This is a genomic window from Camelimonas sp. FR25 (assembly GCF_059740505.1).
Window position 1 is genome coordinate 20,839 of sequence record NZ_JCAWFG010000008.1, and the last position, 26,138, is coordinate 46,976.

General features: G+C 66.6%; 17 protein-coding genes and 1 pseudogene. 9 read left to right on the forward strand and 9 right to left on the reverse strand.

Going from position 1 to position 26,138, the window contains the following annotated elements:
* The first annotated feature begins 1 nt into the window (after nucleotide 1).
* The 4 genes from AC6A67_RS00510 (at nucleotide 2) to AC6A67_RS00525 (ending at nucleotide 4,872) form a co-directional block, all read left to right on the forward strand.
* On the forward strand, nucleotides 2–1,207 hold the full coding sequence (locus AC6A67_RS00510; RefSeq protein WP_498034559.1) for an acetyl-CoA acetyltransferase: 1,206 nt from the start codon (nucleotides 2–4) through the stop codon (nucleotides 1,205–1,207).
* 193 nt (nucleotides 1,208–1,400) lie between these two features.
* Complete coding sequence (locus AC6A67_RS00515) at nucleotides 1,401–3,041, forward strand: FAD-dependent monooxygenase (protein WP_498034560.1); 1,641 nt, start codon at nucleotides 1,401–1,403, stop codon at nucleotides 3,039–3,041.
* 106 nt (nucleotides 3,042–3,147) lie between these two features.
* A complete protein-coding gene (locus AC6A67_RS00520) occupies nucleotides 3,148–3,654 on the forward strand; it encodes a cupin domain-containing protein (RefSeq protein ID WP_498034561.1) in 507 nt (168 codons plus the stop codon).
* 168 nt (nucleotides 3,655–3,822) lie between these two features.
* Nucleotides 3,823–4,872: an AI-2E family transporter gene (locus AC6A67_RS00525; protein WP_498034562.1), complete on the forward strand. Its 1,050-nt coding sequence runs from the start codon at nucleotides 3,823–3,825 to the stop codon at nucleotides 4,870–4,872.
* A gap of 210 nt (nucleotides 4,873–5,082) precedes the next feature.
* Here the strand turns inward: AC6A67_RS00525 and AC6A67_RS00530 are convergent.
* Nucleotides 5,083–6,228, reverse strand: a pseudogene (locus tag AC6A67_RS00530) (MetQ/NlpA family ABC transporter substrate-binding protein).
* Nucleotides 6,229–6,381: 153 nt separating this feature from the next.
* Here AC6A67_RS00530 and AC6A67_RS00535 point away from each other — a divergent pair.
* Nucleotides 6,382–6,840, forward strand: coding sequence for a hypothetical protein (locus tag AC6A67_RS00535; protein WP_498034563.1), 459 nt, complete (start codon nucleotides 6,382–6,384; stop codon nucleotides 6,838–6,840).
* Between the two features lie 816 nt (nucleotides 6,841–7,656).
* Here the strand turns inward: AC6A67_RS00535 and AC6A67_RS00540 are convergent.
* The 3 genes from AC6A67_RS00540 to AC6A67_RS00550 form a co-directional block, all read right to left on the reverse strand.
* The gene (locus tag AC6A67_RS00540) at nucleotides 7,657–9,285 is read right to left on the reverse strand and encodes an ABC-F family ATP-binding cassette domain-containing protein (RefSeq protein ID WP_498034564.1); all 1,629 of its coding nucleotides are present in this window, start codon (nucleotides 9,283–9,285) and stop codon (nucleotides 7,657–7,659) included.
* 81 nt (nucleotides 9,286–9,366) lie between these two features.
* Complete coding sequence (locus AC6A67_RS00545; RefSeq protein ID WP_498034566.1) at nucleotides 9,367–10,986, reverse strand: AMP-binding protein; 1,620 nt, start codon at nucleotides 10,984–10,986, stop codon at nucleotides 9,367–9,369.
* Between the two features lie 206 nt (nucleotides 10,987–11,192).
* The gene (locus AC6A67_RS00550) at nucleotides 11,193–12,140 is read right to left on the reverse strand and encodes an IclR family transcriptional regulator (RefSeq protein WP_498034567.1); all 948 of its coding nucleotides are present in this window, start codon (nucleotides 12,138–12,140) and stop codon (nucleotides 11,193–11,195) included.
* A gap of 219 nt (nucleotides 12,141–12,359) precedes the next feature.
* Here AC6A67_RS00550 and AC6A67_RS00555 point away from each other — a divergent pair, with 219 nt between their 5' ends.
* Nucleotides 12,360–13,220: a MaoC/PaaZ C-terminal domain-containing protein gene (locus tag AC6A67_RS00555; protein ID WP_498034568.1), complete on the forward strand. Its 861-nt coding sequence runs from the start codon at nucleotides 12,360–12,362 to the stop codon at nucleotides 13,218–13,220.
* A gap of 299 nt (nucleotides 13,221–13,519) precedes the next feature.
* Here the strand turns inward: AC6A67_RS00555 and AC6A67_RS00560 are convergent, their stop codons facing one another.
* The 4 genes from AC6A67_RS00560 to AC6A67_RS00575 form a co-directional block, all read right to left on the reverse strand.
* Complete coding sequence (locus AC6A67_RS00560; RefSeq protein ID WP_498034569.1) at nucleotides 13,520–14,338, reverse strand: proteasome-type protease; 819 nt, start codon at nucleotides 14,336–14,338, stop codon at nucleotides 13,520–13,522.
* A gap of 55 nt (nucleotides 14,339–14,393) precedes the next feature.
* A complete protein-coding gene (locus AC6A67_RS00565) occupies nucleotides 14,394–15,221 on the reverse strand; it encodes a transglutaminase family protein (RefSeq protein WP_498034570.1) in 828 nt (275 codons plus the stop codon).
* A 135-nt stretch (nucleotides 15,222–15,356) separates the two neighbouring features.
* The gene (locus AC6A67_RS00570; protein WP_498034571.1) at nucleotides 15,357–16,298 is read right to left on the reverse strand and encodes an alpha-E domain-containing protein; all 942 of its coding nucleotides are present in this window, start codon (nucleotides 16,296–16,298) and stop codon (nucleotides 15,357–15,359) included.
* Between the two features lie 81 nt (nucleotides 16,299–16,379).
* A complete protein-coding gene (locus tag AC6A67_RS00575) occupies nucleotides 16,380–17,837 on the reverse strand; it encodes a circularly permuted type 2 ATP-grasp protein (protein ID WP_498034572.1) in 1,458 nt (485 codons plus the stop codon).
* A 317-nt stretch (nucleotides 17,838–18,154) separates the two neighbouring features.
* On the opposite strand from AC6A67_RS00575, the gene AC6A67_RS00580 reads away from it, so the two are divergent.
* The 3 genes from AC6A67_RS00580 (at nucleotide 18,155) to AC6A67_RS00590 (ending at nucleotide 24,157) form a co-directional block, all read left to right on the forward strand.
* On the forward strand, nucleotides 18,155–19,276 hold the full coding sequence (locus AC6A67_RS00580; RefSeq protein WP_498034573.1) for an asparaginase: 1,122 nt from the start codon (nucleotides 18,155–18,157) through the stop codon (nucleotides 19,274–19,276).
* A gap of 749 nt (nucleotides 19,277–20,025) precedes the next feature.
* The gene (locus tag AC6A67_RS00585) at nucleotides 20,026–23,577 is read left to right on the forward strand and encodes an indolepyruvate ferredoxin oxidoreductase family protein (RefSeq protein WP_498034574.1); all 3,552 of its coding nucleotides are present in this window, start codon (nucleotides 20,026–20,028) and stop codon (nucleotides 23,575–23,577) included.
* 403 nt (nucleotides 23,578–23,980) lie between these two features.
* Complete coding sequence (locus AC6A67_RS00590; RefSeq protein WP_498034575.1) at nucleotides 23,981–24,157, forward strand: DUF1328 domain-containing protein; 177 nt, start codon at nucleotides 23,981–23,983, stop codon at nucleotides 24,155–24,157.
* Between the two features lie 259 nt (nucleotides 24,158–24,416).
* Here the strand turns inward: AC6A67_RS00590 and AC6A67_RS00595 are convergent, their stop codons facing one another.
* Entirely contained in the window at nucleotides 24,417–26,132 is a 1,716-nt protein-coding gene (locus AC6A67_RS00595) for a sensor histidine kinase (RefSeq protein WP_498034576.1), read from the reverse strand.
* Between the last annotated feature and the right edge of the window lie 6 nt (nucleotides 26,133–26,138).

Genomic DNA, 26,138 nt, shown 5'->3' on the forward strand with positions numbered 1-26,138 from the left:
CATGGCCAAGGGTATTCGCGACAAGGTCGCCATTCTGGGCATGGGCTGCTCGAATTTTGGCGAGCGCTGGGACATGAACGCCGAGGACCTGATGGTCGAGGCCTATGTCGAGGCGCTGGCTGACGCGGGCATCGAGACCAAACAGATCGACGCCGCCTGGCTGGGCACTGGCATTGAGGAGCAGCACGTCGGCAAGTCCGCCGTGCCGCTGGCGGTGGCCTTGCGCCTGCCGTTCATCCCGGTGACCCGCGTCGAAAACTTCTGCGCCTCGGGCACCGAAGCCTTCCGTGGCGCGGTTTACGCCGTCGCCTCGGGCGCCGCCGACATTGCTCTGGCGCTGGGCGTCGAGAAGCTGAAGGACACCGGCTATGGCGGCCTGCCGCAGCGCGGGCGCGGCACGGTCAACAACATGACCTGGCCGAATCTGTCGGCGCCGGGTTCCTTCGCCCAGCTCGCCGCCGCCTATCGCGCCAAGCACGGCTGCACGCCGGAAGACCTGAAGCGCGCCATGGCGCATATTTCGGTGAAGAGCCACGACAATGGTTCGAAGAATCCGAAGGCGCATCTGCGCAACAGGATCGACATCGACACCGTGCTCAACGCGCCGATGATCGCCGAGCCGCTGGGGCTGTACGACTGCTGCGGCGTCTCTGACGGCTCGGCCTGCGCCATCGTCACCACGCCGGAGATCGCCCGCAGCCTCGGCAAGACCGACCTGATCACCGTCAAGGCGCTGCAGCTGTCGGTGTCGAACGGCTCGGAGGCCCAGCACAATTCCTGGGACGGCAGCCACTTCGCCACCACCCGCATCGCCGCCAAGCGCGCCTATGCGGAGGCGGGGATTGAGAAGCCGCGCGAGGAAGTCAGCCTGGTGGAGGTGCATGACTGCTTCTCGATCACCGAGTTGGTGACCATGGAGGATCTGTATCTGTCGCCGGAGGGCGGGGCGATCCGCGATATTCTGGATGGCTTCTATGACGCCAATGGCCAGATCCCCTGCCAGATCGACGGCGGCCTCAAATGCTTCGGCCACCCCATCGGCGCCTCTGGCCTCAGGATGATCTACGAGATGTATCTGCAGATGCTGGGCCGCGCCGGCGAACGCCAGCGTCAGGAAGTCCCGCGCATCGGCATGACCCACAACCTCGGCGGCTTCCCGCACCAGAACGTCTGCTCGATCTCGATCGTCGGTCGTTACGAGGGCTGAGGGGCGGCTCCAGATTCAAGCGAGCAAAAAGGCGGCCAGATGGTCGCCTTTTTTCGTTTGAGCTGGCAACGCGAGGGTCGCTGAGCATCATAGGGCGCTGAAAATAAATGTGCCGCTGATGCGAACCGCCTGCTGGCGAAACAGCCACGCCCGTGCATGATGCCTGAAAGCTTGGGCGGAGCAGGGGGGGCGTATGGCGCCAGAGGACAGAGCGGCGACGGCAGGCGGCTATCTCGCTGATCATGACGCTGCGCAGCATTGCGTTTCAGGTCTGGGAGCAACTGAGGCCTGCGACGTCCTGATCATCGGCGCGGGACCCGCCGGGCTGTTCGCGGCCTGTGAGCTGGTGCGGCATGGGGTGACGCCGCGGATTGTGGAGATGCGAAAGGCGCCGCATCGTGAGGCGCGGGGGACGGCGATCCAGCCGGCGACGCTGGAGCTGTTGCACCGCGCCGGGGTTTTGGAGCGGTTTCTGGAGCGCGGCGCGCCGATCCGGGTGATTGAGGCGCTGGAGCGGGCGCAGGGTCCTGACAGCGATTTTCGGGTCATCGCCAGCTCTTTCCTCGATGACCTCGGCTGTCCGTGGCCGTTCCAAATCAGCCTGCCGCAATATCACACCGAAGAAATCTTGCGCGCCCATCTCGCCAGCCATGGCGTGGCGGTGGAGTTTGGCGTGGAGGTCGACGCCATCACGCCGCAGGACGACGGCCTGCTGGTCAGCGTGCGTCGTGATGGGGCGGCCTCGGTGATCCGAGCGGCGCATGTGCTGGGCGCTGGCGGCGCTCACAGCATCACCCGCCGCTCCATGGCGCAGCCGCTGCAGGGGGCGACCTATGACGGCGCCTATGTGGTCGCCGACGTGCGGCTTGATCTGGCGCGCCCTACGGCCACGGGCGGCATTGTGCTGGGTCCCGATGGGCTGGCGCTGCTGTCGCCGCTGCCTGAGGGACGCTGGCTGATTTTCCTCAATCTGCCTGACGATGAAGCCCGCGCGGCGGCCCTGCCAGACGCAGGCCTCGGCGGCGTCGCGCCATCCAGCGCTGAGCTCGCGGCGCTGCTCGACGCGCGGCTTGGCCGCCCGGGCGGTCTCTCTGACCTGCGCTGGGCCTCGTGCTTCCGCATGCACCGCCGGGTGGCGCCGCGCCTGTCCGACCGGCGACGTTTTCTGCTTGGCGACGCCGGGCATCTGTCCAGCCCGCTCGGCGGCGAGGGCGTTAACGCCGCGCTGATGGACGCCGCCGACATCGCCTGGAAGCTGGCGCTGGTGCTGGGTGGCGAGGCTGATCCGCGCCTGCTCGACAGCTATGCGGTAGAGCGCGGCATGGCCGACGCCCATGTGCTGGCGGTGTCGGACGAGATTCATGACGCGGTGATGGGCCTGATCGCGGCCTTCGCCGCCGGGGAGCGCCCGGAGGTGCCGCCGGAGCCTGCCGATGTCGCCCTGGCCGTGGCGCGCCGCCGCTCCATGCTCGACATCTCACTGGCGGGTAGCCCGCTGATCGCCGCCGCCGATGACTGGCCTGGCCCAAAGCCTGGCGAACGCTTCGCCCAGCGGGAGCGGCTGCAAGGGCGCGCGCATCATGTGCTCGCCTTCGGCCCCCACGCTGGTCTCGCCGCCTTCGCCGATCGCTGGCAGGGGCTGGTGGAGGTGGTCGACGCCGACGCCGGGGGCTTTGACCGCGCCGGGCTTGGCTTGGAGCCAGAGGCCGCGGCGCTGCTCTTGTTGCGGCCAGACGGCTTTATTGGCTTCGCCGCCGCCGGCCAGAGCCTAGCCGCGCTGGAGGCGCACCTGGCCAGCTATCTGATACCGGCGCGGCAGCCCGCGCTGGCCTGATACTGGCCCGTGCGGCGCCTGAGCATGTCTGAATGCGGATGCGTCAGCATGGTCGCATCCTGGTATGAGGCTGCGGAATTAGCCGACTGCCGGCGCTGGAGGGGCGTTGGCTATCGCTGGGGGGGCGATGATGATGGGTTTCTTCAACGCAAATGCGCAGATGCCTGGCCGGCAGGTCAGAACCCCACGGAGATGGCGGCGCCTCGCAGGCGCCTTCGCCGGATGGGCCATACTGGCGCTGGCTTCGCCCGCCCAGGCGCTGGACGGCGTGGTGGTGACGCCGCTGGTTGAGCGCAACCAGACCGCCTCCGGCCAACCCATTGTGCTGCCGCAAAAGGATGTGCGCGTGGTGGTCTCCACCTTTGACATCGCGCCTGGCGCCGTGTTGCCGGTGCACAAGCATCTTTACGCCCGTTATGCGGTGGTGCAGGCTGGCTCGCTGATGGTCACCAACAATCAGACCAATCTCCCGACCATCTATAAGGCGGGGGATTTTGTCGTCGAAATGATCGACGAATGGCACCATGCCCGCAACGTCGGCCCTGATCCGGTGAAACTGCTGGTGATCGACCAGATTGAGGGACAAGGCGGCAACACCATCCTGCATCCATGAGCCTGTGATGTCGAACGTCACGGGCCCGCTTCGGCGTCGATGGCGGGCAGGCTGGCGGCGAGGGATGCAAAGCGAGGCGCGCACAGGCGTGAGGACGGGCCGCAGGCTATCCCCGCGGCTTCAGCTGTGCTGTATGCTCTTCCGGGGCTTGAGCACCGGGGGAACAGGATGACGAGTGTGCAGGGCAGGCTGACAGCCGCAGCCCAGATTTTTATTGCTTCGATGCTGCTGATCACCGTGATGGCGGTGGGCAGCGCGGTGATTGCGCCATTGGCCTTTGCGCTGGTGGTGCTGGCCCTGGTGTGGCCGCTGCAGGCCTTGCTGCAGCGTTTCATGCCCGCCGCGCTGGCGCTGGTGGTGTGCTTCGTCGCCATCGCCCTGGCCTTCACCGCCTTTGGCTATCTGATCGGCTGGGCCTTCAGCCAGGTGGGACGCTGGGTGATCGCCGACGCCGCGCGCTATCAGATGCTGTATGATGACTGGCGCATGTGGCTTGAGGGCCATGGCATCGCAATCGGCATGCTCTCCGCCGACCAGTTCAGCGCCAACCGCCTGATTGGCGTGGTGCGGATGATCGGGGCGCGCCTGAACAGCGCCTTCACCTTCTGGCTGGTCACCTTGCTCTATGTGTTGCTTGGCCTGCTTGAAGTGGAGCCGTTCCGCAGCCGCATTCAGGCGCTGCGCAATCGCGTCGCTGGCCAGGTGCTGCTCGACGGCGTCTCGCAGACCGCCGCCAAATTGCGCCGCTACATGCTGATCCGCACCATTATGAGCGTGGCCACCGGCGTGCTTGTCTGGGCGCTGGCCCGGCTCACCGGCCTGCCGCTGGCGGCGGAATGGGGCTTTATCGCCTTTGCGCTCAACTACATCCCGGTGATCGGCCCGCTGATCGCCACCTGCTTCCCCACCTTCTTCGCCATGACGCATTTCGACACCTGGCAGGGCGTGTTCGGGTTGTTTATCGCGCTCAATCTGATCCAGTTCGTCGTCGGCAGCTATATCGAGCCGCGCGTCTCCGGCTCGGCGCTGGCGGTGTCGCCGGTGCTGGTGCTGTTCTCGGTGTTCCTGTGGGGCGCCTTGTGGGGCATTGTCGGGGCGTTCATGGGCGTGCCGATCACTATCGCCGTCCTGACCTTCTGCGCCGCCCATCCGGCCACGCGCTGGCTGGCCGAGCTGTTTGGCGCAGCGGAAGCGGACAAGGCGGCGCCCGCCGCCTGATCCGCGTGTGACTGTCACGCAGATCGCCAGCCGGACCGCACCCGGCGCGGCTTATACCAGAACCCGATGAGCGTGATAGATCGGGTTCTGGCCAAGCCCGTGCGGCGCTTGAGCATTGCAGGATGCGGATGCGTCAGCATCTTCGCATCCTGGTATTATTGGCTTGTGCCTGACAGAGGCCAGGCGCCGACGGCAGGCCGCCATGGCCGATCAATTGCTCGCCTGGCGGTCGAAGTGATCGGGCAGACGGAAGCCGTCATAGAACCGGTCGGCGCGAATGGTTTGCTGGAATTCCGCCGAGCGATAGGCCTCGGCGATGTCCTTCGCCCAGGGCGCCTCCACGTTCCGCGCCTTCACCGCCACCACATTAACGTAAGGCAGCGTCATCTTTTCCAGCGCCAGCGCGTCGGTCAGCTTCAGGTCGCTGTAAATGGCGAAATTGCCCTGAATGGCGGCCAGTTCGACATCCGCCAGGGCGCGCGGCGCCTAGGCGGCTTCCAGCGGCACAATTTTGACGCCCTTGCTGTTGCGGATGACGTCGAGTTCGGTGACGTCGATGGGGCTGCCAGAGGGCTTGAGCTCGATCCAGCCGAGATCGCGCAGGATCTTGAGCGCCCGCTCCAGATTGACCGGATCACTGGGAACCGCCACCCGGGCGCCGGCCTTCACGGCGTCGGCCGATGTATAGGGCCGCGAATACAGCCCCATGGGCGGCGTCGGCACATGCACGATGCCGGCCAGATCGGTCTTCTGCCGCGCATTATAGGCGTTCAGATAGACAGAGTGCTGCATGACATTGGCGTGGATGTCGCCGGTGAATACGGCGTTATTGGCCTCAAGCCCGGCGCTGAAATTGACGTAAGTAATGCTGTAGCCCTTACGCTTGAGGATGGGCTCGACACCCTTGCGGAAGGTGTCCTCATAGGGTCCGGGCACGAAGCCGATTTTCAGTGTCTTTTCCGGCGTCGCCGGCGAGGGCTGGGCGCGCGCTGCGTCCGGCGGGCTGGCGAGTGAAAGGCCGGCGAGCGTGAGCAGGGTCAGGGCGGCGCGACGAGACATAGGGGTCATGATCTGAAGGTTCCGCTGGTTGCTGGGAGACGCTTCAGTGTAGGCGGCGCAGCGCGGCCAATATTTCCGAAGATCCTGCGCATTTGATTTGCTGATTGCTTTTATCGGGCGCGGCCGGTGGGTTTGTTTCGCGGCGCGCTGCTGTGGCGCCGGCGGATAGGGGCTGCAGGCGCGGCGTAATACCGACGCCTGATCCGCATGAGTATCGGGCGCGGGGCAAGCCCGTGCGGCGATCCGGCATTTCAGGTCGCGGAAAGTCAGCACGCTTGCGGCCTCGCAAAACATCATAAGCGTGGCCGCAAGCACATTATCGTTACATGCGAAACTAATTATTCCCTTTTGTCATGGCTGCGCCAGGCTGTGGTGGGGCTGGCGCGCAGGCGTCGGGCTTCCGCAGTGCATGGGTCGCGCGAGGGCCGGCCCGCTACCACGGAGTTGGCCATGAGGGGAAAACTGGCTGTGGCCGTCTGCGGCCTGTCGTTGGCGCTGGTTCTGGGCGGCTGCGTGTCGCCGGAGCAGCAGCGGGCGCGCGATCAGGGCGATTGCGCCAGCTATGGCTTCCAGCCTGGCTCCGACGCCTACGCCAATTGCATGATGCAGACGCGGATGGTGCGCGATGAGCGTCAGCGTGAGGATATGGCGCGCTGGCGGGCGGAGCAGGATCGCAAATGGGAGCGCATGAAAAACCGCTCCACTATGGGCTCCGGCGCGTCGACGCCACGGCCGGCGCCGTCGCCAGCAAGGCCTTCCGGCGCCGTGCGGCAGACGCCAGCTGGCCCAATCTTCAGCAACACCCAGGCGCAGACCCGCTGTCCGGAAGTGTGCGGCGGCCGCGAGCGCTGGGATGGCAACTGGCGCACCGATCGCATGAGCGGAACCTCGACCTGCGATTGCCGCTAGCTCCACGGGCAGCAACGCCCCCTGGCAGCGCCGGGAACCGGCGGGCCAGGAGGGCGGCCAAGGCATGGCATGCCGTGGCGGTCTGCGCCATAGCGCCTCTACCCGCCTCCACCCATGGCAATGACCGCCGCGATGTTAGCGACTGGCGCCACGCGGCCAGCGCTGACATTTGCGCAATGCAGTATTTGTGACGTCATCCGGCGTCGGGCGCACAGTATTGCGCGTCATTTATCAGATACTGCGGCCCCAGTCCTTAATTGGGTATTTCCAGCACGATAGATCGGCGCGACGTGTCTGCTGGACATGGCGCGGGATGGGCGGTGGCGCATGCGGCGCGCCGCCACCGCCACGCGTTATCGCGCGTGCTGCGGCGGCGCGTGGTGATCGCGGCCAGGTCGTCCAGCCTCTGCCGGGAGAAACAAGATGAAAACTCTATCCGTAGCGCTGGCCTTTTGCCTGATCGGCCTGGCGATGGCCGGCTGCGTCAGCCAGGACATATCGACGGACGCGCGCGTGCACTGCTCTGGTTTCGGACATGCCAGCGGTAGCTCTAACGAAGGATACTGCCTTGAACGCGGCCTCGCCAAGCAGGGCGGGAGCAGTGTGGCGCCCAGGCTGCCGGATATGGGCATGCCGGCCCAGCCTCGCGGCTAGGCGCCGTCTGGCGCAGATGATTGTGCCTGTCGCGTCGGGTCTTGCCCCCGCAGGGGGCGGACCGTGCTGCGCGGGCAGCCCATGAGCGGAGGCGGCGCCACACGGTGACCAGGGGCCCTGGCGCGATAGCGGGCGCCGGAGCCCTCCTGGGCGTGCGGGCGCCTAGCCAGCGTGCAGGCCGGGCGCTTCCTGTCCGGTGGCCGCCACATATTCGGTGTAGCCGCCGCCATACTGGTTCACGCCGCCGTTGGGCGACACTTCGAGCACCCGGTTGGAGAGCGCGGCGAGGAAGCGACGGTCGTGCGACACGATCAGCATGGCGCCGTCATACTCGGCCAGCGCCTCGATCAGCATTTCCTTGGTGGCGAGGTCGAGGTGGTTGGTCGGCTCGTCGAGCACCAGGAAGTTCGGCGGATCATACAGCATGCGCGCCATGGCGAGGCGGGCCTTTTCGCCGCCCGACAGCACGCGGCACTTCTTCTCCACATCGCCGCCAGAAAAGCCGAAGCAGCCGGCCAACGTGCGCAGCGAGCCCTGGCCCGCCTGGGGGAAGGCGTCCTCCAGCGTTTCGAACACGGTGCGCTCGCCATCCAGCACATCCATGGCGTGCTGGGCGAAATAGCCCATCTTCACCGCGCTGCCGAGGCTGGCCTGGCCGGCGTCTGGCGCGGTCTCGCCCGCGACGATCTTCAGCAGCGTTGATTTGCCGGCGCCGTTGACGCCGAGCACGCACCAGCGCTCCTTGCGGCGGACGACGAAGTCGAGCTTGTCGTAAATTGTCCGCGGGCCATAGGCCTTGTCGACGCGGCGCAGCGATGCGACTTCCTCACCAGAGCGCGGCGCGGCCGGAAACTCGAACCGCACCGTCTGGCGACGCAGCGGCGGCTCGACGCGCTCGATCTTGTCGAGCTTCTTGACGCGGCTCTGCACCTGGGCGGCGTGCGAGGCGCGGGCCTTGAAGCGCTCGATGAACTTGATTTCCTTGGCCAGCATCGCCTGCTGGCGCTCAAACTGCGCCTGCTGCTGCTTTTCCTTCATGGCGCGCTGCTGTTCATAGAACTCGTAGTCGCCGGAGTAAGAGGTGAGGGCGCCGCCGTCGATTTCGATGATCTTGTTGATGACGCGGTTCATGAACTCGCGGTCATGCGAGGTCATCAGCAGGGCGCCGTCGAAATTCTTCAGGAAGCTTTCGAGCCAGATCAGACTTTCGAGGTCGAGGTGGTTGGACGGCTCGTCGAGCAGCATCACATCCGGGTTCATCAGCAGGATGCGGGCCAGCGCCACGCGCATCTTCCAGCCGCCAGAGAGCGCGCCGACATCGCCATCCATCATGGCCTGGGTGAAGCTGAGCCCCGCCAGCACCTCACGCGCCCGGGCGTCGAGGGCGTAGCCATCAAGCTCCTCAAACCGCGCCTGCACCTCGCCATAGCGCTCGATGATGGCGTCCATCTCATCCATGCGCTCGGGGGCGCCCATGGCGGCCTCCAGTTCGCGCATTTCGGCGGCGACGGCGCTGACGGGACCTGCGCCATCCATCACCTCGGCCACGGCGGACCGGCCGGCCATCTCGCCGACGTCCTGGTTAAAATAGCCGATGGAGACGCCCTTATCGACCGACACCGTGCCTTCGTCCGGCGGCTCCTGGCCGGTGATCATGCGGAACAGCGTGGTCTTGCCGGCGCCATTCGGCCCCACCAGGCCAATGCGCTCCCCCCGGTTCAGCGCCGCCGACGCCTCCACATAGAGCAGGCGCTCGCCGTTCTGCTTGGAGATGTTATCGAGACGAATCATGGGGCTCACGCAGGCAGGGAAAAGCCGCGTGTTAGAGCATTGGAGGGCTTGTGGGAATGCGGCGTGGGCGATAAGCGCCAGTCAGCTCCGGTCGCCCTCCCGATCCCATGTTCCCGCAACCACCCCCATGCGGCGCAGTTCGGTCTTTCTCACCTTCTCTGTCGGCGTCTTGGGCAGGGCGTCGACGAGGGCGATGAAGCGGGGGCGGGCGAAGCGGGGGACTTCGCGGTCGGTGTGGGCGGCGATCTGGTGTGGGGTGAGCTGGGCGCCGGGAGCGGGGACGATGGCGAGCATCACTTCATCCTCGCCGCCGGCGAGGTCGGCGGGCACGGCGTAAGCGGCGACTTCGGCCACGCCAGGCAGGCGCAGCACCGCCTGCTCCACCTCCCACGACGAGATGTTTTCGCCGCGCCGGCGGATGCAATCCTTGATGCGGTCGACGAAGAACAGATAGCCGTCCGCGTCGATGTAGCCGGCGTCGCCAGAGTGAAACCAGAAATTGCGCCACGCCTCGATGGTCTTGTCGGGCATGTCGTGATAGGCGGCCATCATCGTCCAGGGCAGTTTTGGCCGCGTCATGATCTCTCCGGTCTGGCCGGGGGGAAGCTCCTCGTCAGTATCCGGATCGCGGATGCTGAGCTCGTAGAACCGCTCATAGGGCCTGCCGGCGGAGCCTGGCTTCGTGCCGTCGGCCTCGCCCCAGGCGACAATGTTGATCTCGGTCATGCCATAGCCGGAGGTGACGGCGGGCACGCCGAAGCGCTCATGCCACACCGGCACGTGCTCGGCTGGGTTGGGCGCGCACAGGATCAGCCGCAGCTTGTGGTCGCGATCATCGGGACGCGGCGGAGTGTCGACGACAAAGGCGCTGACCACGCCAAGCGAGTTGGTGATGGTGGCGCCATGTTCGCGCACGTCGTCGAGCCAGGCGTTGGCGCTAAACCTGCGGCGCACCACCGCCGTGGCCCCGGTCATCAGGCAGCAGTACAGCTGCATCAGCAGGCCATTGGCGTGGAACAGCGGCAGCACGATGTAATAGGTGTCGTCTGCGGTCACCCGGAATTTGTCCGCCGTGCCAAAGCCAAACAGATAGCAATGGGCGTGCGGCATCAGCACGCCCTTGGCCGGGCCCGTGGTGCCAGAGGTGTACATGATGGCGGCGATGTCGCGGGCGCGCGGCATGGCGCCCTGCCACGGCTCCGCCGCCCGCCAGCCGGCGAAATCGATGACGCGCCAGCCCGTGGCCGCCATGTCAGGCGCGGGGGCACCGCCGAGGCTGGCCTGATCCGCCACCACCACTGTTTTCAGCCGCGGCAGGCGGGCGGCGATGTCGATGACCACCGGCAAGAGGTCCGCGCCGATAATGGCGACCTCGGCGCCGCAGTTAACGATCTGATGCTCAAGGAAACTGCCGGTGAGTTCGGTGTTGAGCACGACAAAGGCCGCGCCCAGCCGCCCCAGCCCGAGCCAGGCGCGGACAATGTCGGCGCAATTGCGCACCATCACCGCCACCCGGTCGCCGGGATCGACGCCGAGATGGTGCAGGAAGCTGGCCGCGCGTTCGCCCGCGTCATGCGCCTCGGCGAAACTGATGGCCTCGCCGCCAATAAAGCGCGCGAAGATCTTGTCCGGGTGGTGACGCGCCTGGAAGGCGGCGACCTCGGGCAGTATCCAGCGCTCTGGCTCGGTCGGGTACATCATGGCCAGCGTCCCTCCTGCGCGCTGGCCCGGGCGCTTCTGTCCCTTGCGTCGCCTGCGTCACGCCGCCGAGGATGCGTCAGCGCCCGCGACCGATGCAAGGCGCGCAACGCGCTGGGCGCATTGGCAATAAGGATGAGAATGGCCGAAGGCGTGCTGCACCCGGCGAGGGGCCGTGCTTGCGGAATACGTCCGACGGGGCCGCGCCGTCAGCCTTGCGGGCGCGTCACGCCGCCGAGCTGCTCGGCGATGGCCCGGGCGGTGCGGGCCAGCATGGGGCCATAGCGCTCATGGATCTCCTGCTCGCCGAGCAGATAGGCCGGGCCGCCCAGGCCCAGGGCATAGACGCCACGGCCATTGGGCAGAATGATCGGCACGCCGGCGCCATTGATGTCGCGCTGCCATTCGCCGATCGAGGTGCAATAGCCCTTCTCGCGCACTTCACTGACGGCGGCGTCGATGGCGGCTTTCACCTTCGGGTAGTCATCGGGCTTCTGCCGACGGAACTCCTCGAGCACGCTGGCGCGTTCTTCGGCCGTGGCGCCCGTCAGCCAGGCCTTGCCCGTGGATGTGGTGGCGATGGGCATGCGCGCGCCGACCGGCAGGCGCAGGCCGATCAGCGCCGAGCCTTCGCAGGTCTCGATACAGATCACCGACTGGCGCTCGCGCACGGTGAGCGAGATGTTCATATTGCCGCTATTGGCCAGCTCCTGCATCAGCGGGCGGGCGATGCGGCGGATGTCGAGCCGCTCCAGCGCGGTGAAGGCCAGCTTCAGCGTGCGGCCGCCGAGCTCGTAATTGGCGAGCCGTGGGTTGTAACTGAGATAGCCCATTTCCATCAGCGTGTGAGTGATGCGCGACACCGTCGGCTTGGGCAGGCCGGTGCGCTCGGCCAGCTCCTGATTGCCGAGCGCCCCATCTGACACCCGGAAAGCTGACAACACGTCGAGGCCACGGGCCAGCGCCGTGACAAACTGCCGGCCGCTGTCGGCGCCGTCGCTCTCGCGCGGGCGACGGCTGGCGCTGCCGCGCTTGCGCGCCGCCGCAGGGGATGTTGCGGAGGCCGCCGATGTGGGCGCTGCTGACGCGTTGGCGTCATGATCCGCGCCCGGGCTGGCGTCGGCGTCGCTGGAGGTCGTCGGTGAGGGCTCGGACAAGACGGTCTCCGGTGACAGGGGCGGCCGTGCGGCTTGCGCCCGTCGCTGATCGCGCGCGGCGCCGCGCAGGCGGAAAACCGGGGTTTACCTGCGTCGGCGCAAATCTGCAAAATCCATTTTCGCAGATTGCTTGACACGGATGGCTATGACAAGTTCCTGGCCCAGGGATGCTGGCGCGACGGCGCCGCCTGCACATGAGACAACGTGAGGGAAACGCTTATGGCCATTGACCCGCAACGCCTGCTGAACTGGCCGTTCGAGGAGCTCGAACACACCTATACGGCGAAGGACACCATCCTGTATGCGCTGGGTCTTGGCCTGGGCTCGGACCCGCTCGACGAGAACCAGCTGCGCTTCGTCTATGAGGAGAATTTGCAGGCGCTGCCGACCATGGCGGTGGTGCTGGGCTATCCTGGCTTCTGGCTGAAAAACCCGGAGACCGGCGCCGACTGGACCAAGGTGCTGCATGGCGAGCAGGGGCTGCAGGTGTTCAGGCCGCTGCCGGCGTCTGGCACGGTGCTGGGCCGCACCCGCGTCACCGATCTGATCGACAAGGGCGAGGGTAAGGGCGCGATCCTGTATCTGGAGCGCGACATCATCGACAAGGCCACCGGCGAGCTGTTGTGCAAGGTCACCGGCTCCAGCTTCCTGCGCGGCGACGGCGGTTTTGGCGGCAAGTCAGGCCCGACGCCCAAAACCCATCAGGTGCCGGAGCGCGCCCCCGACATCACCCTGGCGCTGCCGACCCTGCCGCAGGCGGCGCTGATCTATCGTTTGTCCGGTGACTACAACCCGCTGCATGCCGATCCGAAGGTGGCGACGGGGGCTGGTTTCAAGGCGCCAATCTTGCATGGTCTGTGCACCTATGGCGTGGTCGGCCGGGCGCTGATCCAGGCGGTGGGCGATTCCGACCCGACCCGCCTGCGCCGCATGGACGTGCGCTTCACCTCGCCGGTCTATCCAGGCGAGACGGTGGTCACCGAGATCTGGCGGGAGGACGGCGGCGCCGTTTCGTTCCGCGCCCGCGTGCAAGAGCGCGATGTGGTGGTGATCAATAACGGCTACGCTGAGTTCGTCTGAGCTTTTGGCGGCGTCCTGTGCGCCGATGGTCTGCTTGAGCAATGCCCGCGCTGGTCGCGGGCATTGTCATGTCTGGTGTGCCTGGGAGGTGGGCGGCGCTGGGTGAAGACGTGGATGCCCGCGACAGGCGCGGGCATGACGGTGGGTGTGATGGGATGGGGGCGGGGAATATTGGCCTGGCCGCGCGGCCGTGCGTCATACCAGGATGCGAAGATGCTGACGCATCCGCATCCTGAAGTGCTCAGGCGCCGCACGGTCTTGGCCAGAACCCGATCTATCAAGCTCATCGGGTTCTGACATCAGTCGTTGGCGGCGGCGCGGCTTGGGACCAGCGGCGTGTCGGCTGGCGCATCCACGGCGGGCAGCGGCCCCGCATCGCCGAGCCCCCATGGCGGCGGCGGGATGTTCATATGCGCCGCCCGCAACGCCCCTGACCAGCGCTCGCTCAGATCGTGGAAATACGGGTCGCCGGACTCGATGCGGCGGGTGACGGCGATCTCCAGCGCGTCGCGGCGGATGATCGCCATGTCGAGCGGCAGCCCCACGCCGAGATTGGAGCGCAGGGTGGAATCCATCGACAGCAGGCTAAGCTTGATGCCGTCGTCGAGCGAGGTGTCCCATTTGACTGAGCGGTCGAGGATCGGCTTGCCGTATTTGTGCTCGCCGATCTGCAAAAATGGCGTGTCGCGCGAGCATTCGATGAAATTGCCAGCGGCGTAGATCATATACAGCCGCAGCTTGCCGCCACGGATCTGGCCGGCGAGCAGGAACGACACGTCGAAGGGCAGGCCAGCTTCCTCCAGCGCCTCGCCGAACTGCCTGCGCATCTGGCGCACGGCGTTGCCCACCAGCTGCGCGGCGCGGAACATGCTGGGCGCATCGGTGATGCGCTCGACCTCGCCGGTCTCCGGATTGGGCACGCCCTCGCTGATCAGCGACAGCACCGATTGCGAGATCGACAGATTGCCGGCGCAGGCCAGGGCAATGGCGCGCTCGCCCGCCTTCTCATAGACATGCAGCTTGCGGAAGGTGGAGATGTTGTCGATGCCGGCGTTGGTGCGCGTATCGGCCAGCAGCACCACGCCGCTCTGGACAAGGATACCGACGCAATAGGTCATGACTGGGTCTCGCTGCGAACGCAGGGCAGGGGGCCTGGAATGGTCTTGAGCGCCATCATGCCTGGTTCTGCCTGCTGGCCTGCGCGACAGTGAGCGCTACGTCAAGGCTCTCGGCGCCGCCGCCAGCGCGACTGCCGCGCACCGGCGCTGCGCCGTGGTAATCGAGACCGGCCGCCACACGCACATGCGCGTCTGTCGGGCAGATGCAATTGGCCGCGTCAAAGCCAATCCAGCCGATGTCCGGCGCATAGGCCTCAGCCCAGGCGTGCGCCGCCTCCTGCTCGGTGACGCCGTCGTTACGCACAAAATATCCCGAGACATAGCGCGCCGGAATGTCGAGCACCCGGCATGCGGTGATGAAGACATGGCTGAGGTCCTGACACACCCCCTTGCCCAGGGCGAATGATTCTGCCGCCGTGGTGGCGGCATGGGTGTGGTCGGTGTCGAAGGTCATGCGGGCGTGGATCGCCCCCATCAGGTCATGCAGGACATCGAGGCGGTTGCGTTGCAGGTCGCCCGCCGCCGTGTGGGCGAATTCGACCAGGGCGCCGTCGGGCTGGGTCAGCTGGGTTTCGCGCAGGTAAAGCGCTGGCGGGAAGCGCTCGGCGGCGCCGCGCAGGATGCCGTGGGTGTCGCTGGTCTGCACCTCGCCGCTGACCTCGATGCGCATCTCCTGGGTCGGGCCTTCGAGGCACAGGCGCAGCACGTGATTGCCGAGCATGTCCTCGTCCTGGCGCAGCCGCACGTCGGGGCGGACGATGACCCGCCATGAGCGCACGTGCTGGCTGTCGTGCGAGCGCGGCGTCAGCCGCAGCGCCTGGTGCAGGCGTCGCGCCGGCTGGTCGTAGCGGTAGGTGGTGGTGTGGGCGATGCGGATGCGCATGGCGTCCCTCCCGTGACATCAAACTGCAAAGGCAAACAGGCGGGCCTGTTTCACCGGGCTGTGGCTGCCGTCGCCGCGTCGGCCTGCTTGCCAGGCCGGCTGGCGCGCCGTGGCCAGACGCGGCGGCCCCTCGCGTCAGGACAACAGATACTGGCTCGACAAGGACGCGCCCAGACGGTTGTTGTCCTTGATGAAGCCGGTGATGAATTCGTGCAGGCCGTTCTGGAAGATGTCGCCGATGCGCAGGCTGTCGAGCCGGGCGAGAGTCGAATTGGCCTGCTCCTGGCCGGGACCATATTGGCCATAGGCCTCGGCGATCTGGTCGAGAATGCGGGCCATGGAGCCATAGCAACTGGCCAAAGAGCGCGGCATCTGCCGGTTGAGGATCAACAGATCAGCCACCAGCCACGGGCGGACGCTTTCGCGATACACCCAGTGATAGGCGGTGAGCGCCGACACCTGACGCAGGATGGCGGTCCACTGGAAATAGTCGAGGCTGCCGCCGACCCGCTCCGAGGCGGGCAGCAGCAGATGATACTTGACGTCGAGAATGCGGGCGGTGTTGTCGGCGCGCTCGATGGCCTCGCCGAGTTGCACGAACCAATAAGCGTCGTTGCGCAGCATGGTGTGGTGCGCCGCGCCTTCGACGCCGCGCGGCACGCGCTTGACCCATTCGAGAAATCGCAGGGTTTCCTCGCGGCCCATGTCGCGGTCGCTGATGGTCTTCAGCTCCAGCCAGGCTTCATTGATCGCCTCCCACACCTCGCTGGTCAGCGCCGTGCGCACCGAACGGGCGTTGGCGCGGGCGATGGCGATGCAATTGCGGATGGAGGAGGGGTTCTCCTTGCTGAAGATGATGAAGTGCCGGGCGGTCTCCTCGCTCAGCACGTCATAAAATTGCGAGAACAGAGCCATGCCGCCCGAGGAGGCGATGGCGCTCTCCCATTCATTGCCAGGCCCATTGGTCGAGGGCAGGCTGGCGAGGCGCAGGCCGGTTTCGAGAATGCGCGCCTGGAAGTCGGCGCGCTCCAGATAGCGGGCGGACCAGTAGAGACTGTCAGCGGTGCGGGACAGCATGCGCGTCCTCCGGAAGGGGGCGGCCAGCGGCGCAGGCGCTGCGCTGGCCCGAAAAGTGAAGGGATGGCGACGACGGGACGCTCAGGCTTCCAGCACCCAGGTGTCCTTGGTGCCGCCGCCCTGGCTGGAATTGACCACCAGCGAGCCCTGCTTCAGCGCCACGCGCGTCAGCCCGCCAGGCGCCACCTGGATCTCGTCGGCGCCGCACAGCACGAAGGGACGCAGATCAACGTGACGGGGGGCGACGCCGCTCTCGACGCAGGTCGGGCAGGTCGACAGCGCCAGCGTCGGCTGGGCGATGAAGCCTGCCGGAGCGTGGCGCAATTTGGCGCGGAAGCTGTCGATCTCGGCGCGCGTGGCGTGCGGTCCCACCAGCATGCCATAGCCGCCGGAGCCATTGACCTCCTTGACCACGAGGCTCTCCAGATTATCGAGCACATGGGCCAGGGCGTCCGGCTCGCGGCAGCGCCAGGTCGGCACATTCTTCAGCAATGGCTCCTCGCCAGTGAAGAAGCGGATGATCTCCGGCATATAGCTGTAGATCGCCTTGTCATCGGCGATGCCGGTGCCGACGGCATTGGTCAAAGTGACGTTGCCGGCCAGATAGGCGTCCATCAGCCCCGGCACGCCGAGCATGGAATCCGGGCGGAACACCAGAGGATCAATGAAATCGTCGTCGACGCGGCGATACAGCACGTCGACGCGCTTCGGCCCCTCGGTGGTGCGCATGTACAGCGTGCTGTCGCGGACAATGAGGTCAGAGCCCTCCACCAGTTCGATGCCGAGCTTGTCGGCGAGGAACGAGTGCTCATAGAAGGCCGAATTGTGCTGGCCGGGGGTGAGCAGCGCCACGGTGGGATTGTGCCGCGCCCCCAGAGGGGCCACCGAGCGCAGGGTCTCCAGCAGCATGCTGGGATAGTTTTCGACCGGGGCGATCGGCATGCGCGAGAACAGATCCGGGAACAGGCGCATCATCGCCTCCCGGTTCTCCAGCATGTAGGACACGCCAGACGGCGTGCGAACATTGTCCTCCAGCACATAGAAATTGTCGGCGTCGACGCGCACCACGTCGATCCCGGCGATCTGCACCCGCAGGTCATGCGGCACAGGCCGACCGGCCATCTCCGGGCAATAGGCCGGATTGCGCCAGATCAGCTCCTCGGGGAGCACGCCGGCGCGCAGGCATTCGCGCCGGCCATAAATGTCCGAGAGAAAGGCGTTGATGGCGCGGACGCGCTGCCTGAGGCCGCGCTCCAGCTGGGTCCATTCTGACTTTTGCAGCACACGCGGGATGATGTCGAAGGGGATCAGCCGCTCGCTGGCCTGCTCATCGCCATAAACGGCGAAGGTGATGCCGAGCCGGCGAAAAAACAGCTCGGCCTGACTGCGGCGGGTGTCGAGGAGATCGGGGGGGACCGAGCGCAGCCAGGCGTCGATGGCCACATAGGCCTGCCGCACCGCCTCGGGGGCGCTATCGGCGCCGCGCACGAAACCATACATCTCGTCGAAGATGGCCGGGGCTTCCATGACGTCGGACATGGCGTCTCCTAGGGCTCGGCAGGCTGGCCAGACCTGCGTGGCGCGGGCATCCGGGCGATCGTTGCGGAGCCCCGGCGCGCCGCTGAATGGTCATGTCAGCATCATGGCGAGCGGTTCTGCCACTGAAAAGGCTCAAAATGACCATTGACCGGGCTGATTGTCTGTTTTTCGGGCCAGTTTGTCGGGTGTAACGATGATATTTGCGTCATAGGGGGTCGCCCGGCCCACGACACGCTCACGCTGAAGCCATCCGGCCTCACGCGGCTGGTCGCGCGTCCCGCAAGGGCAGGGTGATGGAACCCGGTGGAGTATCAAACGTGACCGATCGGCCTGCGATCCTGCTGCTGTCAACGGGCGGCACCATCACCATGACGGCGCGCCCGGACGGGGCTGGCGTGACGCCGACGCTGCAGGCGGCGGACCTCGCCGCCTCCGTGCCAGGGCTTTCAGCTGTGGCGCAGGTGACGCCAGTGTCCGTGGCGCGCAAGCCGTCGGCGTCGCTGACGCTCGCCGATCTGGTCGCCCTGGCGCGACAGATTGCGGCGAGCGAGGCCGAAGGGGCGCGCGGGGCGGTGGTGGTGCAGGGCACCGACACCATTGAAGAGACGGCGTTCGTGCTGTCGCTCCTGCTGCCGCCGCGTTTGCCGGTGGTGGTCACCGGGGCGATGCGCGCTCCGACCATGGCGGGCGCCGACGGGCCGGCCAATCTGCTCGCCGCCGTCACCGTGGCCTCCGCCCCTGAGACGGTTGGCCTTGGCCCGGTGGTGGTGCTCAATGATGAGGTCCATGCGGCGCAGCATGTGCAGAAGGCGCATACATCGCTGACCTCTGCCTTCGCCTCGCCCGGATATGGGCCGCTCGGCGTGGTGGCGGAGGGCAGGCTACGGCTGGCGCTGCGACCCGCCGAGGCGCCGGACACGCTGGCGGACCTGCTTGGCATGTCGACGGAGGCGGTGTTGCAGCAATTGGCGGCGTGGGACGCGAGGGCGCTGGGCGAGGGTGATAGCGATGCAGCTGCGGGGGAGCCAGGCCAGCGCGCCGTGCTCGCCGGGCCCGGGCAGGCGACGTGCCCGCCGGTGGCGTTGCTGCGTATCGGCCTGGGCGATGACGGCCGCCTGCTGGCCGCAGCGCCAGAGCTCGGTTTCGCCGCCGTGGTGATCGAGGGCGCTGGGGCAGGGCATGTGCCCGAGGACGTCGCCGCCATCGTCTCCGAGGTGGCCGCGCGCGTGCCGGTGGCGCTGGCCAGCCGCGTCGCGGCGGGACCAGCGTTTTCGCGCACCTATGGCTATGCCGGATCGGAGATCGACCTGCTGCAACGCGGCGCCATCAGCGCCGGCCGCCTCTCCGGTCTCAAGACGCGCCTCGCCCTGCAATTGTTGCTGCAACTCAACGTCAGCGGCGAGCGGCTCCGGGCGAGCATGGCGCGCCTGGCGGCCTGAGGGGCGGTCGACGCCGCGCATGGCTCGCCGCCCCGCATGGCCCGCCGCCCCGTCATGCCCGTGCTTGTCACGGGCATCCACGCGCTTCTGCCATAGGTGGCAGGGCGCGCGGTAGAATTGTGCAGGCGGCGCTGAGGCGTGACCATTCTGACTGGCAAGACGTGGATGCCCGTGACGAGCACGGGCATGACGGCGGCGGTGGGGGCCGGGATGGGGGATGCCCAGGCTGACAGTTGACCTGTCAGCCCAGTGACCAGGACGCCGCCCCGCGTGCCACAGGCACTGCCTGCGACGACGCACTGCCCGTCACCGCGCAACGCCCGCCGTCTTCCGCCGCCGCTTTCCGCCCCCGCTATCCGCTGCGTCATGCCCGTGCTTGTCACGGGCATCCACGCGCTTCTGCCATTCGTGGCAGGGCGCGCGGTTGAATTGTGCAAGCGGTGGGGAGGCGTGACCATTCTGACAGGCAAGACGTGGATGCCCGTGACGAGCACGGGCACGACGGCGAGGGTGGGGGCGTGACGGGGGAACGTCTGGCCGTGCGGCGCCTTTGGCCGCCCGTGCATCGCAAGCCTTGCGCCAGGCGCATGGCCGGGATGGATGTTGTTGACAGTAATTTGGAGGCTTTCTAGCATTTGCGGGATAAAAGGCGGTTATGGCTGGGAGATTCCCGCGGGCCGGAAAATATTCGTCGGGTCATGACGGGAGGAATTCGTGCTGTGGCGCCGCCCTGAAGCGGGGTGAAGCACATGTCCACAGACGTAGTGACGGGTCCGGCTGCTGTCGCGGCCAATGATGACAACCTGCGTAAGGTCACGCTCGACGACAAATATCTGCTGCCCTCCGGCCGCGTGTATCTGTCTGGCATCCAGGCATTGGTGCGGCTGCCGATGATGCAGCGCCAGCGCGATCTGGCCCAGGGCCGGAATACCGCGGGCTTTATCTCCGGCTATCGTGGTTCGCCGCTTGGCGTCTATGACAATGCGCTGTGGCAGGCCAAGAAGCTGCTGCAGGCGGAGAACATCACTTTTCAGAGCGGGCTGAACGAGGATCTGGCCGCCACCGCCGTGTGGGGCAGCCAGCAGGTCGGGCTGTTTCCGGGCGCCAAATTCGATGGCGTGTTCGGCATCTGGTACGGCAAGGGGCCGGGCGTCGACCGCTCGATGGACGCGCTGAAACACGCCAATTCCGCCGGAACCTCGCCCTATGGCGGCGTCCTCGCCATCGCAGGCGATGACCATGGCTGCCAGTCGTCGACCCTCGCCCACCAGAGCGAGCAGGTCTACATGGCGGCGATGATGCCGATCCTCAATCCAGCCAATGTGCAGGAATATCTGGATTTCGGCCTGCGCGGCTATGCGCTGTCGCGTTACAGCGGCTGCTGGGTCGGCTTCAAGGCGATCTCCGAGGCGGTGGAGAGTTCGGCCTCGGTCTGGGTGGATCCCGAGCGCATCCGTATCATTACCCCCGACGATTTCGCCATGCCGGTGGGCGGCCTCAACATCCGCTGGCCTGATCCGCCGCTGGAGGCCGAGGCGCGGCTGCACGGCCCGCGCATGGAGGCGGTGGCGGCCTTTGCCCGCGCCAATCCGTTCGACGAGATCGTGCTCGACAGTCGCGACGCCGGCGTGCCGGGCCGGCTGGGGCTGATGACTACCGGCAAGGCGCATCTCGACGCCCGCCAGGCCCTGGCTGATCTGGGGATTTCCGATGATCAGGCCCGCGCACTGGGTCTGCGCATCTACAAGGTCGGCCTGACCTGGCCGCTGGAGCGGCAGGGCGCCCTGCGCTTCGCCGAGGGGCTGGAAGAGGTGCTGGTGCTGGAGGAGAAGCGCGGCTTCATCGAAGACCAGCTGATGCGCTACCTCTACAATATGCCGACGGACCGGCGCCCCAATGTGGTCGGCAAGCGTGATGAGAACGGCGGCTTTCTGCTGCCGAGCGAGGGCGAGTTCAGCCCGACCATGGTGGCGAAGGCCATCGTGGCGCGGCTGAAGCGGCGCGGCCACAACGATCCGGCGCTGGAGCAGCGGCTGTCCCGGCTTGAATCCTTCGAGCAGATGGCGGCGACGCCGGCGACCAAAATGGCGCGGACGCCGTTCTTCTGCTCCGGCTGCCCGCACAACACCTCCACCAATGTGCCGGAGGGCTCGCGCGCCATGGCCGGCATCGGCTGCCATGGCATGGCCAGCTACATTCCGGCCCGGCGCACCGCGACTATTACCCATATGGGCGCGGAGGGGACCAACTGGATCGGCCAGGCGCCGTTCACCAATGAGCCGCACATCTTCCAGAATCTGGGCGACGGCACCTACACCCATTCCGGCATTCTGGCGATCCGGGCCGCCGTCGCGGCTGGCGTCAACATCACCTACAAGATCCTCTACAATGACGCCGTCGCCATGACCGGCGGCCAGCACGCCGAGGGCGGCTATTCGGTGGGCGAGATCGCCGCCCAGGTGGCGGCGGAGCGTATCGGCCGGCTGGTGGTGGTGTCAGACGAGCCGGACAAATATCCGCCAAACGGTTATTTCCCCTCGGGGACCACGGTGTTCCACCGCGACGACCTCGACCGGGTGCAGCGCGAGCTGCGCGAGACCGAAGGCGTGACGGTGCTGATCTATGACCAGACCTGCGCCGCCGAGAAACGCCGCCGGCGCAAACGCGGCCTGTTCCCCGATCCGCAGAAGCGGGTGTTCATCAATGACCTGGTCTGCGAGGGCTGTGGCGATTGCTCGGTGAAGTCGAATTGCGTCTCGGTGAAGCCGCTGGAGACCGAGTTTGGACGCAAACGGCAGATCGACCAGTCAAATTGCAACAAGGATTATTCCTGCCTCAACGGCTTCTGCCCAAGCTTCGTCACCGTGCACGGCGGCAGCCTGCGCAAGCTGAAAAAATCCGCGGCGAACGTGGCCCAGGGCGCGGATGATCCCTTCGCCGCGCTGCCGGAGCCGCAGCTCAAGGCGCTGGTCGAGCCCTATGGCGTGCTGATCACCGGCATTGGCGGCACGGGCGTCATCACCGTCGGGGCCTTGCTTGGCATGGCGGCGCATCTGGAGGGCAAGGGCTGCACGGTGCTGGATTTCACCGGCCTGTCGCAGAAGAATGGCGCGGTGATGAGCCATGTGCGTCTCGCCGCCCAGCCCGAGGATCTGGCGGCGGTGCGCATCGCCCCTGGCGGCGCCGATCTGGTGCTGGGCTGCGACATGGTGGTGGCGGCGAGCGCGCCGGCGCTGTCGCGCATGGAGAGCGGGGTCACCCGCGCCGTGGTCAACGATTTCCTGCAGCCGACCGCCGGTTTCGTCATCAACCCCGACGTCGATTTCGAATACGCCCAGATGAAGCGGGCCATGCGTCAGGCGGTGGGCGACAGGGGCATCGATTTCGTCAAGGCCAGTGATCTGGCCACGGCGCTGATGGGCGACGCCATCGCCACCAATCTGTTCATGCTCGGCTATGCCTGGCAGCGCGGCCTGCTGCCGCTATCGCTGGCCTCGATCGAGAAGGCGGTGGAGCTGAATGGCGCGGCGGTGGAGATGAATCTGCGCGCCTTCGCCTGGGGGCGACTGACCGCCCACGACCCCGCGGCGGTGGAGCGGATCGCCCGGCCACTACTGGCGCCGCCCGCGCCGGAGGCGCCGCAGATCGATGAGATCATCGCGCGGCGCAGCGCCTTCCTCGCCGACTATCAGGACGCCGCCTGGGCCGCGCGCTATGTGGCGCTGGTCGAGGCCGCCCGACAGGCAGAGCAGGCGCGGACCCCCGGGCGCAGCGCGTTGGCCGAGGCTGTGGCGCAGAATTTCTTCAAACTGATGGCCTATAAGGATGAGTATGAGGTGGCGCGGCTGTACGCCGACAGCGCCTTCCGCGACAAGCTGGCCCGCCAGTTCGACGGCGACTACAGCCTGCGCTTCCATCTGGCGCCGCCGCTGATCTCGCGCCGCGATCCGGAGACGGGCGAACTGAAGAAGCGCTCCTTCGGGCCGTGGCTGCTGCCGGTGTTGCGGGTGCTGGCGCGAATGAAGGGCCTGCGCGGCGGCGCCTTCGACATCTTCGGCTACAGCCACGAGCGGCGCACCGAACGGCAGCTGATCACCGATTACGAGACGCTGATGCATGAGCTGTTCGCCGATCTCAGCCACGCCAATCATGGCGTCGCCGTCGATCTGGCCCGGATCCCCGAGCAGATCCGTGGCTATGGCCATATCAAGGAGCGCAATTTGAAGGCCGCCAAAACCAATGAGGCCATGCTGCGGGCGGCGTTCAGAAGCCCGCCGCCGCTGGCTCAGGCGGCGGAGTGAGGCCCAGCAGGCAGTCATGCCAGACCCCGATGAGCATGGTTCGTCGGGGTCTGCTTATGCCCGTGCGGCGCCTGAGCATGGCAGGAGGCGCATGCGTTAGCATTTGCGCATCCGGGCATCAGGCAGGCTGTGTTCAGCCTGGCGACGACAGGCGGGATGCCGGCCCGCGTCGGATGTGCGCCGGCGCTCCCGCGGGGGGCGTCCGCCCCCCCCAGCAACGACGTGACCGCCGGTCGTTTGAGGTCGATTGGCGCCGTGGTCGTAACGGTAACTTGATCGACGCAAGCAATGAAGCGCAACGCTGCGCGGGGTTGCTTTGGGAACTACCGCCCAGCTCAGACGTTTATCCTCTACAAAACGCCAGTCGCGCGGCGATGCGTGACGCGAGTATGAGGGTACGTTCATGTTTGGCTGGGCCATTACTTTTCTGATCATCGCCTTGATCGCCGCCGTTCTGGGATTTGGCGGCATCGCCGGCACCGCTGTCGGCATCGCCAAGCTGATCTTCGTGGTGGCGCTTATCCTGTTCGCCATCTCGGCAGTGGCGGGCATCATTCGCGGCCGTAGCCCAGGCGTCTGAGGACGTGGGCCACCAATCTGGCGCTGTTTGCGTCAGCGTGGCGTTGACACGCAGCCCCTTAAATTTTGCCGGTCGCCCTTCGGGGCGGCCGGCTTTGTTTTGGCCGGCGTCCAGACGCCGAATGTTTCGGGCGCCGCCTTGCTGCCTGGTCAATCCCGTACGGCGCCGGAGCATTTCATGATCATGATGCGGATGCATGAGTATACGCGCATCCCGGCATGAGCATGTGGTTGCAATGCGCTGCCGGCCAGCGTCCGGTTCAGGCGACGTGGCGGTCGTTGAGCACCGGGATCGAGATGGCCAGCACAACCCTGCCTGGTGCTGTGGGGGCCGCGCAAATTTCCTGGATGCAATCAGCGTCAAGCGGCGTGGCGTCGAGCTGACTGATGAACGCCTGGCGCAAGCGGCCGCTCATGCGCTGCGCCTGGGCCATGCCCGGACGCGGCGCTGTCTCCGCATTCATGTCGCGCAGCACTAGATCCATGCGGTCGCCGTTGCGACGGAAATCGAGCCGCGCGCGCATGAGCGGGCCGTGATCGTCGTCGAGCAACGGCCACATGACCTCAACCAGCAACAGCGCCATGGGAATGGCCCGGTCGAGTTCAAGGAAGCTGTTTTCGCCGCCATTCTCCGGCAGACGACACACGATGGCGCTGGCGGAGACATCCGCCGCCTGCTGCACATAGGCCAGGACTTCGGTCACCAACGGCCCGAGCGCCGCGTGGCTGATATCGCCATCAGCAAGCGCCAGCTTGTAGGCGGTGGCCATGGCGTGCACCCGGCACTCGGACAGGGCCAGCGCCTCATAGGCTTCGCCGGTCTTTTGCCGCTTGGTCAGGTTGAGGAAGCTGGCGATCACCTGGAAATTGTTTTTGACCCGGTGATGCAATTCCTTGAGCAAAGCGCTGCGCTGGTTGGCGACCGTGGCCAGTTCGCGGGTGCGCGCCGCCAGCACCTCGGTCATCTGGTCGAAGGCGTCAGCATATTGGCGCAATTCGAGCGGGGCGTTGGGCGGCAACGCGGCGCGGACGTTGAAATCGCCGAACGATAGCCGGTTGGCGGTGCGGGCGAGGCGGCGCATCCATTGCAGGAATAGCCGGTCAATCGCCAGCCAGGCCACCGCCATGACAATGGCGAAGATCAGCAGCGGCACCGCGAGGCCGATGGCCAGCTGCTGTTCGGCGTTACCGAAGCGAACCTGGCGAACGCCGGACATGATATGGGCGACGCCAGGCGCCACCTCCGTCGAGACATACGCGTATTCGTCGCCATTGCGGGCGATCCCCGTCAGGGGCTTTCCCCGGCTGTCGACATAGGCCGCCGGATCACGCGGCAGCCAGCTGGATTTCGCCGCATCGCCGTTGTCGCTGATCGGTTGGTGATTTTCGGTGAGCAAGCTGACAACGCCGCCCCGCTGGCGCGCCGAACGATTGATCAGGCGGTCTAGATATTCCTGCGACATCACTGTCAGCAGCACATCCGAGCCGCCCCGGAACGATGCGGTCCCCAGCCGGTGCGGCCCGGCGTCGCTAACGGTGACCGCCGCCAGATGTGGCTCCGGATTGAACGAGCCGGGCTGTGATGGTCTGGCCGCCCTGAGCAGACCGTCATAGGTGAAGGCCCTGACATCGCTGGCGTCGCCGGCCACGCAGAGCAGCGCGCCATTGCGGAAATAGCCATAGGCCGCGACGCGGACGTCGCGCTGCACATGCGCCTTGAGCGCGTCGCAGAACCGATCAGGGCCGACGTCGGCGCCGGTCGCCAGCAAGGTGTAGCCGACCAGATTGGCGCCGGCGACGGCGCTCTGCACCTGGTTGGCGATGGTCGCAGTGGTCTGGCGCTGATAAAGGTCGGTTGTGTGGCGAATGGCGCGATAGCCGTGCCAGGTCAGGCCAGCTGACAGCACCACCGCCGGCAAGACGGCCAGACCAAACAGGGCCAAAAGTTGTGATCTGACGCTGGCTGAACGCAGCATGGCGAC

What these genes read in the sequence shown, in the direction of transcription:
- AC6A67_RS00510 (WP_498034559.1), top strand. Translation starts at nt 2, where the DNA reads ATGGCCAAGGGTATTCGCGACAAGGTCGCCATTCTGGGCATGGGCTGC.
- AC6A67_RS00515 (WP_498034560.1), top strand. Translation starts at nt 1,401, where the DNA reads ATGGCGCCAGAGGACAGAGCGGCGACGGCAGGCGGCTATCTCGCTGAT.
- AC6A67_RS00525 (WP_498034562.1), top strand. Translation starts at nt 3,823, where the DNA reads ATGACGAGTGTGCAGGGCAGGCTGACAGCCGCAGCCCAGATTTTTATT.
- AC6A67_RS00535 (WP_498034563.1), top strand. Translation starts at nt 6,382, where the DNA reads ATGAGGGGAAAACTGGCTGTGGCCGTCTGCGGCCTGTCGTTGGCGCTG.
- AC6A67_RS00540 (WP_498034564.1), bottom strand. Translation starts at nt 9,285, where the DNA reads ATGATTCGTCTCGATAACATCTCCAAGCAGAACGGCGAGCGCCTGCTC.
- AC6A67_RS00545 (WP_498034566.1), bottom strand. Translation starts at nt 10,986, where the DNA reads ATGATGTACCCGACCGAGCCAGAGCGCTGGATACTGCCCGAGGTCGCC.
- AC6A67_RS00555 (WP_498034568.1), top strand. Translation starts at nt 12,360, where the DNA reads ATGGCCATTGACCCGCAACGCCTGCTGAACTGGCCGTTCGAGGAGCTC.
- AC6A67_RS00560 (WP_498034569.1), bottom strand. Translation starts at nt 14,338, where the DNA reads ATGACCTATTGCGTCGGTATCCTTGTCCAGAGCGGCGTGGTGCTGCTG.
- AC6A67_RS00565 (WP_498034570.1), bottom strand. Translation starts at nt 15,221, where the DNA reads ATGCGCATCCGCATCGCCCACACCACCACCTACCGCTACGACCAGCCG.
- AC6A67_RS00570 (WP_498034571.1), bottom strand. Translation starts at nt 16,298, where the DNA reads ATGCTGTCCCGCACCGCTGACAGTCTCTACTGGTCCGCCCGCTATCTG.
- AC6A67_RS00575 (WP_498034572.1), bottom strand. Translation starts at nt 17,837, where the DNA reads ATGTCCGACGTCATGGAAGCCCCGGCCATCTTCGACGAGATGTATGGT.
- AC6A67_RS00585 (WP_498034574.1), top strand. Translation starts at nt 20,026, where the DNA reads ATGTCCACAGACGTAGTGACGGGTCCGGCTGCTGTCGCGGCCAATGAT.
- AC6A67_RS00590 (WP_498034575.1), top strand. Translation starts at nt 23,981, where the DNA reads ATGTTTGGCTGGGCCATTACTTTTCTGATCATCGCCTTGATCGCCGCC.
- AC6A67_RS00595 (WP_498034576.1), bottom strand. Translation starts at nt 26,132, where the DNA reads ATGCTGCGTTCAGCCAGCGTCAGATCACAACTTTTGGCCCTGTTTGGT.